General features: G+C 73.1%; 13 protein-coding genes. 2 read left to right on the forward strand and 11 right to left on the reverse strand.

From position 1 onward, the window contains the following. Positions 1-2: 2 nt before the first annotated feature. Complete coding sequence (gene efeU, locus O7618_RS19885) at positions 3-995, reverse strand: iron uptake transporter permease EfeU (RefSeq protein ID WP_278107608.1); 993 nt, start codon at positions 993-995, stop codon at positions 3-5. Positions 996-1,173: 178 nt separating this feature from the next. Here efeU and O7618_RS19890 point away from each other — a divergent pair, with 178 nt between their 5' ends. Next, positions 1,174-2,868, forward strand: a complete 1,695-nt coding sequence (locus O7618_RS19890) for a hypothetical protein (RefSeq protein WP_278107610.1) — start codon at positions 1,174-1,176, stop codon at positions 2,866-2,868. A 49-nt stretch (positions 2,869-2,917) separates the two neighbouring features. After that, entirely contained in the window at positions 2,918-3,463 is a 546-nt protein-coding gene (locus O7618_RS19895; RefSeq protein WP_278107611.1) for a hypothetical protein, read from the forward strand. 63 nt (positions 3,464-3,526) lie between these two features. On the opposite strand, the gene ahcY is transcribed toward O7618_RS19895, so the two are convergent. The 10 genes from ahcY to O7618_RS19945 all read right to left on the reverse strand — a co-directional run bounded on the left by ahcY (position 3,527) and on the right by O7618_RS19945 (position 15,937). Next, positions 3,527-5,026, reverse strand: a complete 1,500-nt coding sequence (gene ahcY, locus O7618_RS19900) for an adenosylhomocysteinase (protein ID WP_278107612.1) — start codon at positions 5,024-5,026, stop codon at positions 3,527-3,529. A 265-nt stretch (positions 5,027-5,291) separates the two neighbouring features. Beyond that, a complete protein-coding gene (gene manA / locus O7618_RS19905) occupies positions 5,292-6,452 on the reverse strand; it encodes a mannose-6-phosphate isomerase, class I (RefSeq protein ID WP_278107613.1) in 1,161 nt (386 codons plus the stop codon). A 3-nt stretch (positions 6,453-6,455) separates the two neighbouring features. After that, a complete protein-coding gene (locus tag O7618_RS19910; RefSeq protein ID WP_278107614.1) occupies positions 6,456-7,499 on the reverse strand; it encodes a cation diffusion facilitator family transporter in 1,044 nt (347 codons plus the stop codon). Positions 7,500-7,527: 28 nt separating this feature from the next. After that, positions 7,528-8,724 (reverse strand): SIS domain-containing protein, encoded by a 1,197-nt coding sequence (locus tag O7618_RS19915; protein WP_278107615.1) that lies wholly within the window; start codon positions 8,722-8,724, stop codon positions 7,528-7,530. Then, positions 8,721-8,927 carry a Trm112 family protein gene (locus tag O7618_RS19920; protein ID WP_278107616.1) on the reverse strand — a complete coding sequence of 69 codons (207 nt, stop codon included), beginning with the start codon at positions 8,925-8,927 and terminating at the stop codon, positions 8,721-8,723. The genes O7618_RS19915 and O7618_RS19920 overlap by 4 nt, the downstream gene beginning before the upstream one ends. A 182-nt stretch (positions 8,928-9,109) precedes the next feature. Continuing rightward, a complete protein-coding gene (locus O7618_RS19925; protein WP_278107617.1) occupies positions 9,110-10,057 on the reverse strand; it encodes a hypothetical protein in 948 nt (315 codons plus the stop codon). 114 nt (positions 10,058-10,171) lie between these two features. Continuing rightward, entirely contained in the window at positions 10,172-10,843 is a 672-nt protein-coding gene (locus O7618_RS19930) for an endonuclease V (protein ID WP_278107618.1), read from the reverse strand. After that, positions 10,840-11,160 carry a hypothetical protein gene (locus O7618_RS19935; RefSeq protein WP_278107619.1) on the reverse strand — a complete coding sequence of 107 codons (321 nt, stop codon included), beginning with the start codon at positions 11,158-11,160 and terminating at the stop codon, positions 10,840-10,842. The genes O7618_RS19930 and O7618_RS19935 overlap by 4 nt, the downstream gene beginning before the upstream one ends. A 148-nt stretch (positions 11,161-11,308) precedes the next feature. Further along, the gene (locus O7618_RS19940) at positions 11,309-15,556 is read right to left on the reverse strand and encodes a toxin glutamine deamidase domain-containing protein (protein WP_278110082.1); all 4,248 of its coding nucleotides are present in this window, start codon (positions 15,554-15,556) and stop codon (positions 11,309-11,311) included. A 24-nt stretch (positions 15,557-15,580) separates the two neighbouring features. Then, entirely contained in the window at positions 15,581-15,937 is a 357-nt protein-coding gene (locus tag O7618_RS19945) for a hypothetical protein (protein ID WP_278107620.1), read from the reverse strand. Between the last annotated feature and the right edge of the window lies 1 nt (position 15,938).

Below are 15,938 nucleotides of genomic sequence, written 5' to 3' on the forward strand. Positions count from 1 at the left end.
CGTCAGGCGCGCGGGGGCGGGGCGGTGGCGGCCGGCTGCGACCGCTCGGCCGGGGCGTTCCGGGCCGGGGCGGCGGGCTCGGCGGCCGGCCGGATCGGCTCGGCCGGGGCTGCCGTGGGCTCGGGGGACCCGGCCGGCGTCGCGGACTCCGGGGCCACGGCGGGCGTGGCCGCAGGCGCAGCGGGCCGGGTCGGCTTGCGCAGGAAGAGCACGAGCACCGGCACCGCGTAGGCGACCCAGGCGATCAGCTCCAGCACGCTCGGCGCGGCGGTGATGTTGAACATCCCGGCGAGCAGCGCGCCGTACCAGGCGTTGGGGTCCAGCGTGGCGGAGATGTCGAAGGCCTGGTTGTTCAGGCCGGGCAGCACCCCGGCCTCCTGGAAGTCGTGCACGCCGTACTTGAGGATGCCGGCGGCGACCAGGATCAGCAGCGCGCCGGTCCAGGTGAAGAAGCGGCTCAGGTTGATCCTCAGAGCGCTCCGGTAGAGCCCGAAGCCGATTACCACGGCGGTGCCGATGCCGCCGATCAGGGCGAGCAGCGAACCCGCCCCGGTGCCGCCGGCCACGCTCTCGGCGGCGGCGTAGAAGATCAGCGCGGTCTCCAGGCCCTCCCGGACCACCGCGAGGAAGGCCATCCCGGCCACCGCGAGCGACCCGACGGCGAGCGCCTCGGTCAGCTTGCCGCGCAGCTCGCCCGCGATCGACCGGGCCGCCCTGCGCATCCAGAAGATCATCCAGGTCACGAAGACCACGGCGGCGACCGATGTCACCGCCTCGAAGAACTCGCGCGACTCGGAGGTGCGCAGCAGCGAGGTCGAGGTGTACTGGATCAGCGAGCCGAACACGACGGAGAGCGCCACGGCCAGGCCGACGCCGGCCCAGACCTGGGGCAGCCGGTCACGCCGCTGCGACTTCACGAGGAAGGCGACCAGGATGCTGACCACCAGGGTCGCTTCCAGGCCCTCCCGCAGGCCGATCAGGTACGTGGCGAACATCCGTTACTCCGTCGTAGGTCAGGCATGCCTCAGTTAACTTAGGGCAGCCATACCTTGCTCCTGGTTCGGGCCGGTCGTCAAGTCGTTCATGGCAACCTGACTCCCCCGCGCGGGCAGCTCGGGTGGCTGCCGGCCCCGAGGTCGATATGGTGGCCGGAGCCACGGCGGCGGGGGCGAGATGACCGAGGGGTTCGACGCGGCCGACTTCGGCCGGCAGTTTCAGCAGTTCATGCGGGCGATGTCCCGGCTCGCGCCGGCCCCGCCGCCGGGGCCCCTGTTCGACCGGCTGGAACGGCATCTCGGGCGGAGTCCGCTCGACATGCCGGTGGTGACGGCGACCTTCCCGCCGCACGAGCACGCCAACGTCGCGATCGCCCTCGACGCACTGACGTCCGCCAGGAGCGAGCCGGCCTCGCTCATCGGGGTACGAAGCCCGGGCCGCGAGTACGCCGGCCTGGGCGACATCGTGGACGGCGCCGCACGGCACCAGTACGGACTGGGCGCGACCGCTCTATGCCGGCACGCCGGCCGAACTCGCCGAACTCGGCACCGCGAGCGAACGCGGGGAGAGTCGCATCGAGCGCGGCTATGCCGCGGTCGTCAGAGATGCCACGAGGTCACCCCGATGAGCCGACAGATACTGATCGAGATACGTCGCTCGCCGCTGCTCTGGTGCGCTCCGGTGCTCATCGCGCTCGAACTGCTGCTGGTCTTCGGACGACCGGGCGAGTGGACGACGGTCTGGTCCCAGGCCAGTGCCCGCGCCCAGTGGCCCGTACTGATCGTGGGACCGGCCGTCGCCGCGGTCGCGACGTGGTCCGGCGGTCGAACCCGGCGCGACGGGATGCGGGAGCAGCTCAGTCGCGCCGCTCGCCCCGCCTGGACCGTCGAACTGGTCCGGTTCGCGGTCGTGGTCCTCCTCGGGCTTCTCGTCTACGCGGCTGCCCCGCTCGCGGTCCTCGCGATCGCGGCGGCGGACGGCGCGCCGGGCCGGCCCTGGCCCGGCTACCTTCTGCTGGGCGCCGGCACGCTCGTGACCTGTGCCGCGATCGGCCACCTGGCCGGGACCCGCTTCTCGTCCCGCGCCGCGCCCCCGCTCGCCGCGATCACGACCTTCACCGCCCTGTCCTGGCTCCAGGACGACCCGCGCTTCGCGCTGTCCGTGCTCTCCGGTCATCCACAGGTGGCGTTCGCGCCTGCCGCGCTCGGCGTTCGTCTCGCCCTGGCCGGGGCCGCGACGGTGGCCGCGGTCGCCGGTGCGGCGGTGCTCGGCCGGCGGGCGATGCGCTCCGGCATCCGGTTCGAGCGAAGGCTCCTCGCCGGCGGTGGCGTCGCCGCCCTCGCCCTGGTGGCCGCCATGCCGCTGACCGGGCCACTGCGTGTCGGGCGTCCGGCACCCGCCCGTCCCGTGTGCGCGGGCCAACAGCCGCAGGTGTGCGTCTGGCCGGAGGAGCAGCGTCATCTGGCGGACGCCGTGCACGCCTCGCGACGGCTGGCCGCCGCGGCGGTGAGTGCCGTACCGCTGCCGGCGACGCTGCACGAGGAGGGGCTCACCGGCACCGGCCCGCAGAGCGGATTCTGGGTCGGGTACTGGGACCGCGCCATGGTGACGTCGATGATCTCGATGGTGCTGCCCGCACGTTGGACATGTCCGACCATGGCCACGGATCAGCGCCGGGCCTGGGCGGAGAACAGCGTGATGCTGCGGACCTGGCTCGCCGTCCGGGTGACCGGCGACGACACTCTTCTCGACCGGACACCGCCACGGGTCCGGGACACGGTGCGGGAGGTGCTCGGCCAGGATCCACTCCAGCAGGCGTCCTGGGCCCGAGCCCGCTACCAGGTGGTCGGTGACAAGACCTGTGCCCAGTAGCGAGCTGGGCCGGTATCTCCGCGCCAGGCGAATCGGTCGGGCGGCGCCCGTGCTGGGGCTGCTGGCGGCGACGGTGGCCCTGGTCGGCCGGCAGACGGTCTACTTCCCGGCCGTCGGTGTCCATTCCGCCCCGGTCAACGCCCTGGTGCTGATCTCGTTGGCGTTCGCCGTGACGCTGTCGGTGCATCTGCACAGCGACATGTCGGACGTCGAATCCTCGTCGGCCAGGCCGCTCTGGCGCTGGGAGATGCTGCAGACGGTGGTGGGTGGGCTGACCGGCGTGGTCACCTTCCTCGGCCTCACCCATGTCAGTGGCGCCGGGCATCTGGCGTTCGGCGCCGCCCGCGACTTCCTCTTCTGGCTGGGTGTGGCGCTGCTGTCCGGTCGGCTGCTGAGTTGGGAGCTGTCCTGGGTGGCACCGGTCGTGCTGGCACTGGCCGTGGGGGTGGCCGGTACGGCCCCGACGGGCCACCCTCGCCCCTGGGCGGTCCCGCTGCTCCCGGCGGACTCGGTGCCGGCCGCCGCGGCATCCGGACTCGTGCTGGCCCCCGGGCTGCTCGTCCTGGGGAGAAGCCGGGCGACACGCGCCCGGTGAGGGGACGGATCATCCCGGTCGGCCCGTCCGGGCCGGGCGAGTGCCCGGCCCGGGAGGCGTCGATCAGTAGCGGTAGTGCTCGGACTTGAACGGGCCCTCCGGGGAGACGCCCAGGTAGGATGCCTGCTCCTTGGTCAGCGTGGTCAGCTTGGCGCCGAGCGCGTCCAGGTGCAGGCGGGCGACCTTCTCGTCGAGGTGCTTGGGCAGCACGTAGACGCCGATCGGGTACTCGTCGGTCTTGGTGAACAGCTCGATCTGCGCGATCGTCTGGTTGGCGAACGAGTTCGACATCACGAAGCTCGGGTGCCCGGTGGCGTTGCCCAGGTTCAGCAGGCGACCCTCGGAAAGCACGATGATGGCGTGGCCGTCCTCGAAACGCCACACGTCGACCTGCGGCTTGATGTTCTCCCGCGTGACGTCCGAGCGCTTGGCCAGGCCGGCCATGTCGATCTCGTTGTCGAAGTGGCCGATGTTGCCCACGATGGCCTGGTGCTTCATCCGGGCCATGTGCTCGTTGGTGATCACGTCGAAGCAGCCGGTCGCGGTGATGAAGATGTCGGCCTGCTCCACCACGTCGTCGAGCGTGGCGACCTGGTAGCCGTCCATCGCCGCCTGGAGCGCGCAGATCGGGTCGACCTCGGTCACCACGACCCGGGCGCCCTGGCCGCGCAGCGACTCGGCACAGCCCTTGCCCACGTCGCCGTAGCCCATGACGACGGCCATCTTGCCGCCGATCAGCACGTCGGTGGCCCGGTTGATGCCGTCGATGAGCGAGTGGCGGCAGCCGTACTTGTTGTCGAACTTGCTCTTGGTCACCGAGTCGTTGACGTTGATGGCCGGGAAGAGCAGGGTGCCGGCCCGGTGCATCTCGTAGAGCCGGTGCACGCCGGTGGTGGTCTCCTCGGTGACGCCCTTGATGCCGGCGGCGATCCGGGTCCAGCGCTGGGCGTCCTCACCGAGCGAGCGGTGCAGCAGTTCGAGGATGACGGCGTATTCCTCGGAGTCGGCGGACTCGACCGGCGGCACCACACCGGCCTTCTCGAACTCGGCGCCCTTGTGGACGAGCAGGGTGGCGTCGCCACCGTCGTCGAGGATCATGTTCGGGCCCTGCCCGTCCGGCCAGGCGAGCACCTGCTCGGTGCACCACCAGTATTCCGGCAGCGACTCGCCCTTCCAGGCGTAGACCGGGACGCCCGCCGGGGCCTCCGGGGTGCCTTCGGGGCCGACCACGATCGCGGCGGCGGCGTGGTCCTGGGTGGAGAAGATGTTGCAGGACGCCCAACGGACCTGCGCGCCGAGCGCGACCAGGGTCTCGATCAGGACGGCGGTCTGGACGGTCATGTGCAGCGAGCCGGTGATGCGGGCGCCGGCGAGCGGCTGGGCGTCGGCGAACTCGCGCCGGATCGCCATCAGGCCGGGCATCTCGTGCTCTGCGAGCCGGATCTCCTTGCGGCCGAACTCGGCGAGCGACAGATCCGCCACCTTGTAGTCGCCCTCGGCGAGGGTGCTCGGCCGGGCGCCGGACGACGGGCCGCTGGTGGCCGCCGGGAGGGTGCTGGTCATGGAAGCTCCTGTCGAAGGAAGTGCTGCGCAGCCTTCCACCCTACGCGCGTGAAGCCGCTCACCCAGGGCCGGTTGGCGGACGGGTGCCGGACAGCGCACGGGGCGGACGGTCGTGAACGGACTTTCCGCCCACGGCCCAGCCGCCCCGTGCATCCCCCCGGTTTGGTTCCCCGCGCGTTCCCGGACCTTCGTCGCGACAACGCTGCGCACTCATAACGTTACCGTCAGCCACTGAACTCCGGGCCGTTTCGCGAGATCAGGCGGATCAGCGCAGGCCGCAGGTGGCCACGAAGGCCTCACCGTCCCCGGCGAGCGCCAGCGCACCGCCGGCCGCCGTGCCGACCGCGGACTGGCCGGCGCCCAACGTCACCACGCCCACACCGTCGTCCACGGACAGCGTGCCGGCCCGGCAGAGCACCACCCGCGGACCGGGCAGCGTCAGCCGCACCCCGGGCGAACCGGCGCCCACCGCCACCCGGTGCAACGCGAAATCCTCCACCGGCACCGGCCAGGTCAGCACCCCCGGCGCCACCGGCTCCGCGCGCAGCACCGGATCGGCCAGCACCTCGAAGCGCAGCACCCGCAGCAACTCGTCCACGTCGACGCGCTTCGGGGTCAGGCCGCCGCGCAACACGTTGTCACTGGCCGCCATGATCTCGACGCCGGTGCCGCGCAGGTAGGCGTGCAGGTTGCCGGCCGGCATCCAGATCCCGTCGCCCGGCGCCAACCGGACGTGGTGCAGCAGCAGCGCCACCACCACGCCCGGATCGGCCGGGTACCCGGCGGCGAGCGTGCGCACCAGCGCGGCGTCCGGCGACGCCGGCCCGGCGGTCGCCGCCGCCAGCACGGCCGCCACCAGCCCCGCACGCTCCGCCTCCGGCCAGCTCAACAGCGCGCGCACAGCCTCCCGCAGGCCCGCCGGCCCGGTGCGCAACGCGGCCACCACGGGCGCCAGCGCGGGTACGCCGAACCCGGCGATCACCGCCGCCGACCCGGCCGGGTCGCGGAAGCCGCAGAGCGCCTCGAACTCGCTCAGCGCCACCAGCAACTCCGGCTTGTGGTACGGGTCGACGTAGTTGACCCGCCCGTCGTCGGCCGCGTGCCCGGCCCGCGCCTGCTCGGCGTCGGGATGCGCCTGGAGGCTCAGCGGAGCGTCCGCGGCCAGCACCTTCAGCAGGAACGGCAGCCGGGTGCCGAACCGGCCGACCAGCCGCTCACCCAACCAGTGCCCCGGCTCGGCCACCAGCAGCTCGGTGAGGCTCACCGGCCGGCCGTCCCGGTCTACGGTGGCCGGGGCGCCCGGGTGGGCACCCAGCCACAGCTCGGCCTCCGGCCCGTCGCTCGGCACCGGCCGGCCCTGCAACTCGGCGATCGCGGTGCGCGAGCCCCAGGCGTAGTCCCGGATCCGGCCCTGCAACAACTCCATCGGTCAGCTCCCGGGTCGTCCGGCCACCTCGTCGGCCGGCACGGCCTCCGGCGCGCCCGCGCCGGCGGCGTCGTCCTCCGCCGCCTCCGGCACGGCGGTGTCGGCGGCCTGGCCGGTGCCCGCCCGCTGGGCCGCCGCGCTCCAGATGTCCGGCTCCAGATAGATCACCCGGGCGATCGGCACCTCGCGCCGGATCCGCGCCTCGACGGCGTTGATGCCCCGGGCCAGCTCCTCCGCGCTCTCGCAGGCCGGCACCGCGATCTTCGCGGCCACCAGCAGCTCCTCCGGGCCCAGGTAGAGCGTCTTCATGTGGATGATCCGCTCGACCTCCGGGCCGCCGGTGACGGCCTGCTCGATCTTGGTCAGTTCGCTCCGCTCGGCGCCCTCACCGAGCAGCAGGCTCTTCGTCTCGATCGCCAGCGTGATCGCGATGACCACCAGCAGCACGCCGATCATGGCGGTGCCGGCGGCGTCCCAGATGCCGTTGCCGGTAGCCAGCGTCATGCCCACACCGAAGAGCGCGAAGACCAGACCCACGAGCGCGCCGAAATCCTCCAGCAGCACCACGGGCAGCTCCGGAGCCTTGGCCCGGCGGATGAACCGGATCCAGGTCTGCTTGCCCCGGATCAGGTCGGACTCCTTGATCGCGGTGCGGAACGAGAAGCCCTCCATCACGATCGCGGCCAGCAGCACCACCACCGGCACCCACTGCCAGCTCTCGATCGGGTGCGGGTCGGACGCCTTGTGGTAGGCCTCGTAGAGCGCGAACAGGCCGCCGAGGCTGAACAGGATGATCGCCACGATGAACGCGTAGATGTAGCGCTCCCGGCCGTACCCGAACGGGTGCTGCGGCGTCGCCTCCCGCTTGGCCCGCCGACCGCCGATCAACAGCAGACCCTGGTTGCCGGAGTCGGCCACCGAGTGGATCGACTCCGCCAGCATCGACGACGAGCCGGTCAGCAGGAACGCGATGAACTTGGTGACGGCGATGCCGAGGTTCGCCGCCAGGGCGGCGACGATCGCCTTGTTGCCCCCGTTTGCGCTCATTCCCCGCCTCGCTCGATGCCGCACGTGCTCACTGGTTTGCCAGCTCCTTCATTTCCGTGATGGCCGGAACCGCCATCGGGTCCAGCCCGTGTGCCAGAGCGAGATAGATCGAGGCGAAGTCGGGAACCGCCACCAGCGACGCGAGCCGCTCCAGCGCGGAGCCGCCCTCGGCGGTCACCACGTCGCACCGCACCCCGCGCCGCTCCGCCAGCGTCTGCACCGCGTCCGCGCGGCGCTCCTCCACCGCCAACGGCTCGTCGGTGTCGTCGTCGGCGTTGAGCCCGCCGTCGCGCAGCAGCACCAGCCGCAGCCGTATGCCCCGCTCGGCGGCGTCGTCGGGGTCGGCGAAGATGTCCCGCTCGCCCTCGGCCAGACCGCCGAAGACACCGTCGAGCAGGCCCACCCGGCCCCGGCCCGCCTCGCCCAGGGCGCCGCTGACCACCGGGTAGCGGGCGTTCGCCGACAGCGTGTCGCCGAACCGGCGGGCGGCCACGGTGGCCAGCGGGGACGACCCCCAGACGATCGGGATCGAGCCCGACAGGCCCAACGCGAGGGACTTCGCCGGGTTGACGAAGGACTCGGCGGTCGGCCGGCACCGGTCGGCGTCGGCGTCCAACCGGGCCGCGGTCTCGGCCAGGTCCGCCTCGTTGACCTTCACGAGGCCGAGCGTACGGGCGGCCAGCAGAACCGGCACGGTGAGCGCCCAGAGGCTGGCCCGGGCCGGCGCGCGCCGGGGCACCGGGATGAACGGCGCGCGGGCCCGCTCGGCCACCGACTGGAGTTGCGAGTCCGGCGCGCCGACCGCGACCAGCCGGGCGCCGCGCCGGTGCGCCGCCTCGGCCGCCCCCAACGCCTCGGGGCTGCGGCCGGACGCGCTGACCGCGATCACCACGTCCGCCGCGCCCACCCAGCCCGGCACGCCGGCGCTGCGGTGCGGGATGACCGGCACCGGACAGCGCGGCCCGGCGACCGTGGCCAGCACGTCACCGGTGCGCCCGGCGGTGCCGATCCCGGCGATGACCACCGCGCGCGGGCGCCCGTCGTCGCCGAGCACCGACAGGTTCGCCTCGGCGGCCAGCGCCGCCGACTCGCGCACCTGGGCGCCGGCCGAGGCGGTGAACCGGAGCATGCCACCCGGGTCGCGCTCGGCCAGCAGCGCGGGATCGTCCAGCAGTGCCTCGTCCGCGTGCCGGTGCCCGCTGACCCCGGCCGTACCGTCCATCACCGCGACGACCCGCCCCGCGCCTCGTCGGGCGCGGGCCCACCGAGCGCCTCGTCCAGGAGCAGCACCGGCACGTCGTCACGCACCTCGAAGACCCGACCGCACTGGGTGCAGGTGAGCGTCTGCGCCTGCGGGTCGTAGTCGAGCGGGGCGTGGTGCGTGTCCGGGCAGGCGAGGATCTCGAGCAACTGCGGGTCCAGGGCCACGGCGCGGCTCCTTCCACGTATGCGGTCTCACCGGGCGGCGGTGCCGTCCGGCGCACGCGATCTTAACGGCGAACCGCCCCCGGCACCGGGTCCCGTTCGACACCCGCCGATCGGACCGGCGACCGGGTCACCCCGCCGCCACTCACGGTCACCGTAACCCTGGTGACCCGCCGCGTTCCGGCTCAGTCCGGCATGCGGGGCAACACGCTCGTGGCGTCCTCGGCGGGCGGGGCCGGCGGTGCGCCGTACACGTTGCCCGTCGGCCGGGGCGGCGTCGCGCCCCCGTACACCGTCGGGGCCGGCCCGGGCGTCTGGGTGCGGTAGGTGGTGCTGCTGCGCGGCAGCGGGACCGGCGGCTGGTCGGCGGCCGGGCCGCCGTCCGTCCGGTCCGCGCGGCTGCGCCGCACCAGCAGGACGATGAGTGCGGCGCCGACGAGGACCAGCGCGATGCCGAACCACATGATGAGCGAACCTCCGAAGGACGAGTCGTCGGCGGCGGCGCCGGCCGCCGGGTCGACGGCGGCGGCCACCGGCGACGTGCCGGCCGGCTCGGCCGCGGTGGACGCGACCGCGCTGGGCTTGGGGGTCGGCGACGGCTTGCCGGACGGCGTCGGGCTCGGGCTGGGCGTGCGCTCGGCGCCCACCAGCCGGGCCGACCGGCCGGCCCGGCCGAGCACCTGGCCGTTCGCGGCGCGCGCCTCACCGGCCAGCTCCAGCCGCCCACCGACGGCACCGGCCAGGAACGTCACCCGGTAGCGCACCACGGCGCCCTTGCCCTTGCAGAGCGGTCGATCGACCGGCGCCACCTGCCCGGTGGTGACCACGCCGCCGCCACCAGCCACCGGTACCGCCTGCCAGCGCCCGCCGGTCGCCACCTGCACCCGGACCTGGTCCGCGCGCAGGCCCTCCAGCCTCAGCCCGAGCACGGCGCGCAGCTGCACGCACCCCTCGGCGCGCTTGCGTACCTCGATCGCCACCGCGCCCGCCGAGCCGCCCGCGGTGAAGCTGCCCACCGAGCGCAGCCCGACCCGGTCGCCCTCGGCCAGCGCCGGCGACGCCGGGGCGGCCACCAGACCACCCAGCAACGCGCCGACCGTGGCCCAGCGCTCCGCGTGCCGCCTCACCGACATCTCCACCTCACCGTTTCCGTCCCGGACGGGATCCGCCGGGTGAGGTTACTACCCGCGCGTCAGCGCCCCTGCTCATCGAACGCACGACAGTTGTGCCGCGACACGCGGCCGCCGTCAGCCCGGGCCGCCACCCGCCGCCAGCGCCCGCCGGCAGAGCCGGTCGGCCGTCCGGGTGGTCTCCGGCAGCCGATACCGCGGCGTCAGTGCCAGCACCCGCTCCACCGCCTCGGCCAACCCGATCCGGTGCCCGACGCTGACGAAGACCGGGCGGGTCCCGTCCCGGGTCCGCAACACCCGCCCCACCACCTCGCCGCCGTCGCGCAACTCGGCCCAGTCACCCCGCCGGGGCCCCGGCGGCGTCCACGACCCGACCAGCGGCGTCTTGCCCACCCCGATCGCCGGCAGCCCGGTCACCAGACCCAGGTGGCAGGCCAGCCCGAACCGGCGCGGATGCGCCACTCCGTGCCCGTCGCAGACCAGAAGATCGGGCCGGACGGCGAGCCGGTCCAGCGCCGGCATCTCGCGGAACGCGAACAACCCGGGCACGTACGGGAACGCCGGTCGCCCCGCGTGCACCGCCTCGTCCACCACGTCGAGGCTGCCGGCGTCGAGCACGGTGACGGCCGCCGCGAGGCGGTCACGAGTCTGCGCGTACGCGACATCCAGCCCGGCCACCGTGGTCGGCACGCCCGACCCCGGCCCGACCAGCTCGACCCGCGAGCGCAACTCCTCCTGTACGCGTCGCGCCTCCGCCACGTCGGCCGGCGGCCGGTACGGCACCGTCACGAGCGCTCGGCGTCCCCGCCCGTCGCGGCGCTGGCGACGGTGGGGTCGGCGCCGGGGTCACCGGCCCGCTGGAGCTGCTCCTCGAACATCACGAAGGTCCGCCGCCGGATACCCCGAACGAGCGCCTGCTCCTGCGGCGTCGGATAACGGCGTTCCTCACGAATGGTGTCCTCAAGCGCACGGACCGTCTCGTACAGAGCGAAGATCGGCCCCTCACCATGGAGATTGCGTCCGCGCTCCTGCTCCACGTACCAAACGAATTCGTCACGTCCGATCTGATGCACATCGTCACCACCCGCGAAGAGCACCTTGTCCACGAGGTTGTTAGCTACTCGCCAACCCCCTGTGTCTGGCGAGAGCCGCCAACCAGCGGCCCCGCCCCCTTCTGTCTTCACCAGCTTGAGCGGGGACTCGTAGTAGAGGAAGAACCTCGGAAGCACCAACCCGGTCAGGTCTGCCACCCTGTCAAACTCCCCCGAGCGCGTCCTGTAGGACGCTCCAGTAAATGCTCTGAGCGCGCCTGAGGAGGCCGTCCCGAACTGCCGTCTCGAACCTCGTCAACGGTCGATCACCCAACTCTGCCAGCGCATCCAGATCCCGCCGAATCTCGTACAACGCATGTTCCCACTTGGCCACGTCTTCGAGGACCGCGAGGTGCAGGCGCAACTCTCCCACGTGCCCGTTTGACAGAGCGACGTTCAGAAGGATGTCTCGGTAGCCGCTCCCCTGCGGGGATGCGAAGCGATCCTTGATGTCCAAAATTAAGACATTGGGGTCGTCAGCCAGGGAGCCCAGGGCCAGATAGAGGTCATCCAGCCTCTCGAACTCCACCTTCGCGCCCGCCAAGTCCTTAAGCCGGGCGGCGTTGTTGCCGTACTCGACCAGCTTGTCCAGCACGCGTTCACGGCCCTTGGGCTCCGTGCGCCAGTCCGGCCTGCCGTTCTCGCCCGCGACACCACGGGCGATCTGGTTGAGCTCCACCTGGGCTATGGCCGCGTCATCGTACAGCCGATCAAGGTACTCGCTGACGTAAGCCGAATCGTCCTTCCGGCTCTGTTCGAAGCCAGCCTGCTGGGCAAGTTGCCTTCTCGACGCAACCTTCCGAGTGACACCGCTCTGTTCGGCGGTCAACGGGGTGGGGAGAGGAATCCGCTCACCCTCAATGACGAGCTCGTCTGGCCCATCCATCTGGATGTCCGCCAACACGTCCTGTAGTACGTCGATGGCCTGCTGGTGGCTCGCCAGATGGTGCAGGGTCACCGGTCGGGCCGTCAGTGAGTTGGCGAGCTCCGGTGTTGCCAGCATCATCCGGACCAGGTCGGGTCGCTCCGCGAGCTGCCGCACCAGCGTCTCGGCCAGCAACTCCTCGCGCCGGGGCGGCGCCTCCCAGCTCTGGTCGAGCATCCGCTGGACTCGGGGCTCGGTGAACAGCCGCGTCAGGTCGCCGGCCGCGGTCTCGTCCAGCCCCGGCACCAGCCGTCTCAGCGTCGGCCCGTCGGCGTGCTGCGCCAATTCGACAGGCGTCACGCCGGCGGCGAAGGCGGCGTCCAGGCTGCCGCTCGCCGCCAGCGCGTCGCGCACGTAGAGCCCGGCGGCGATCCGTGCCGCGTGCGCCTCCCGGTGGGCACCGCGTACCTGGTCCGGCTTCGGCTCGGCCGGTGGCGCGCTGCCAGGCGGCGAGGCACCCGGCGGACGCTGGAACGTCGTCGACTCGCCGAGCAGGTGGACGCGGTTGAAATCCGGCGCGGCCCCGCCGTCGAGTGGTGGGTCCGGCAGCCGGGGCACCGGACGGGGCCGCGGCTCCGGCAGGACGGTGAAGTTGCCGGGCGGCCGGCCGGAGAGCGGCATCGGGCGACCGTCCGGACCGAGGACCAGGGCGTCCACGTCCACCACGTTGCCGACGAACGGCGCACCGCTGTGGCGGTAGAGCGGCTGATCCGCCACCGTCCCGCTCTGCGGATCGAGGTAGAGGACGGTGCCGTTCTGGTTGAGCGCCACCCAGGCGTGCGAGCCGCCGCCCTCGAAGCTGGTGATCAGGAAGGCGTAGCTGCCGTGTCCACCCGACGCCAGTTGCGCGTGCAGGTCGCGGTAGCCACGCTCGACCACCCTCCGCCGGTCGGCGCCCGTGGCTCCGGATCGGTCGGGCCCGCACAGGTCCTGGAACCGGCCGCCGGTCGTCTCCTCGACCCGCAGCGGCCCGTCCACCTCACCGCCGACCGGCCGGTGGACGTCGCCCGCGAGGTAGCCGTCGAAGGTACGCGGGGCGGCAACCCGTGGCCGTCCGTGCATCCACGTCTCGAAGAGCGACAGCGTGCAGTCCAGGCAGTTGATGCCCCGGGTGGCGTCGGCGGCCGGACCACCGTCGTTCGCCAGCCGGAACCACCCGCCACGCCGAGGGTCGGCGGTGCGAGCCACGGTGCCGTCCGGGTTGCGGGGCATGCGCCGTTCGAGATCGGTCTGGTGCAGTGCGAGCGGAGGCCGGAGACCACCACGTCGACCGTAGGGGCGCGACCGGTCGACAGGTGGTGGATGGCGGTGACCGCTCAGCGCGGACTCGTCGGCCGTCTCGACCGCGCCGGGCGCCAGGTCGGCCACGTCGTCGTTGATCCGGTAGAAATCGAGGTCGTCCTCGACCATGACCCGCTCCGGCAGGCGCTTGCCGGCGCGTACCGCGTCCGCTTCGTCGACCGCCCGATAGTGCAGCTGCTCCCGCAGCCGTCCCTCCCGCACGTGCTGGTCTGCAAGGTGGTGCTGCCCGGCCTCGCGCAGTTCGTAGCCCCTCGTCAGGAGCCAACGCGCCGCCTCGTAATGCTGCTCGGCGAGATCCCGCAGCTCCCTGACCTGCGACTGTCGCCTGTTCTCCTCGTGCAGCGCCCGCTGGGACGCCAGGTAGCCCTGGTAACGGCGCCGGTCCAACGCCTCGCGGTCGGCCGCCACGCGCGCGGCCCGCTGCTGCGGGGTCTCGCGACGCGGTGCGGGGCGGTCGGGCGGACCGTGGAAGGGGGCCGGGGAGTCGGTTGAGGGGCGCGGCGGGGCCAACGTCTCCAACAGCGGAAATCGGGGGTTCGGGGCTGGTCGGGGCTCCGGACCGATGGCCGGTGCGCCCGGGCTCGGGGTGGTGTGCGGGTGGACCGTCGGGGCCGTGGACGCGCCGATGTGTCCTTCGCCGCCTCCAGGGACGAGCCGGTCCGGAGGAGTCGTCACCACGGAGTACGTGCTGTCGGTGGTCGGTGGCGACAGCGTCACCGAGGCCGCCGCGTGCACCGGCGTGGCTGGGGGTGAGGCCATGTCGGGTGGGGCCGGGGCCAGACCGCCTCGGACGTCGGTCGGACCGACGAGGGAGGCACTGGCGGTCGGCGCGTCGACGGTTACCGAGGACAGCGTCGGAGTGGTGATGATCGCACCGTGCGCCGGACCGATCGTCACCGCTGGCGCCCCGGCGCTCTCCGAGGGCGACGCCGGGGAGGTGCTCGCCCCCGGCGCCGGTCGCGCCGAGTCCGCCGGAGAAGGATGAGTGCTTGCCGATGCGTCGATCGCGGGCGCGGCGACGGATGGGGTGCCACTGGTGAGATCGGTCCGAGCGTGACCGGCCACCGGCCCGCCAGTGTGGACGGACACCGCCGGCTCCGGTGGCCGCTGCGCCGGGATGGACGCGGCCGGATCGGTCCCGGGCGGCACGTCCAAGCCGACCGGCAGAGCCGTACTGCCGCCGAGCTTCCCGTCGAGCCGGTGGTGCAGCGCCGTGTCGGCCTGCCCCGTGGCGGAGCCGCTCACCCCGGAGGCCGCGGCGCGGGCCAGGTCCTCCAGCGACGGCCCTTGACCTGTCGCCAGCCCCGCCGCGGTCTCCGCGAGGCTCTCGCCGGCCATCTCCCGCCCGAAGTGCTCCCCGACCCGGGCGAACCGCCCGCTCGCGTGCCGACCGAGACCGGCGAGGGGCGCGGCCGCACCGCCGGCGAAACCGCCGAGCCCCGACGCGCCGACGTCGGTGAGGTCGAGGCCGTCCCGCCGGCCGGTGGAGTTCTGGTAGGCCTGGGTGGCCAGGCTGGTGCCGGCCTCCTGCCCGGCCTCCACCAGGCCGCCGAGCACCGCCTTGCGGGCGAGCCCTCGGGCACCGCTCTTGACGACCTCCTTGGCGGCCCGCTCGCCAGCCTCCTTCAGGCCCTCCCGGACGGCGTTGCGGGCCAGTTGGGCCACCAGCCGCTTGAAGATCTGCTGCACCGCGACCCGGGTGGCGGCGATCGCGGCACCGGCCGCCGGTGACGCCGTGCCCAGGGTCAGCGCGGTGACCACCACGAGGGACAGCAGTTCGACGACCAGGATGCCCAGCTCGATCCAGGCCTCCAGCTTCGCGCCCTCGATGTCGCAGCCGCAGGAGTCGACCAGTCGTCCCAACTCGTCGGTGGCCGCGGCCAGGACGTGCAGCGGGGCGTCCTCGTCGCCGGCCACCTTGTCCCAGGCCGTGTCGAACGCGTGGGCCACCAGGCCGACGCCGCCGTATCCGCTCTTCACCTCGCCGGCGGCGGTCACCGCGTCGTCACGCGGGCCGGTCAGGACGCCGGCCACGCCGTACCACTGGTCGGCCAGGTCCCAGACGGCGCGCTCGTTGCCCTCGGGCCATTCCACGCCGACCACCCAGTCGAGCGTCTCGTAGATCCAGCCGGGCAGTTCCCAGGGACAGTAGTCGAGCGGATGCGGGATCGGGCTGGGCAGCATGCTCACGCGCGGATCCTCCGGTGGTCAGCGCCAGGGCCGATGCGGGTTGTGCCGCTGGTGCGGGATCTGCCCGAGGTCACGGGCATTGCCCAGGTCTGTCTCGACGGTCGCGGTGACCGAGCGGACCACGTCGGAGCCGATCCCTTCGAGCGACCGGCCGAGCAGCTCCCAGGCCCGCAGCAGCGTCGCGGCGTAACCCTGGTAGTGCTTGTCGAACGCGGCGCCGATGTCGTCCCGCCCCCACGGACGTTGCGCGCCGGCCGCGGCAATCGGGTCACCGGTCTCCCGTCGCGCCGCGTTCACCGCCCGGCCGGTCGCGGCCAGGTCGGCGCCGCCGCGCCGGGCGCGCTCCGCGTCCAGCCAGATCTCTCCCCCGGTCACC

This window comes from Micromonospora sp. WMMD980, assembly GCF_029626035.1.
Classification (GTDB): domain Bacteria; phylum Actinomycetota; class Actinomycetes; order Mycobacteriales; family Micromonosporaceae; genus Micromonospora.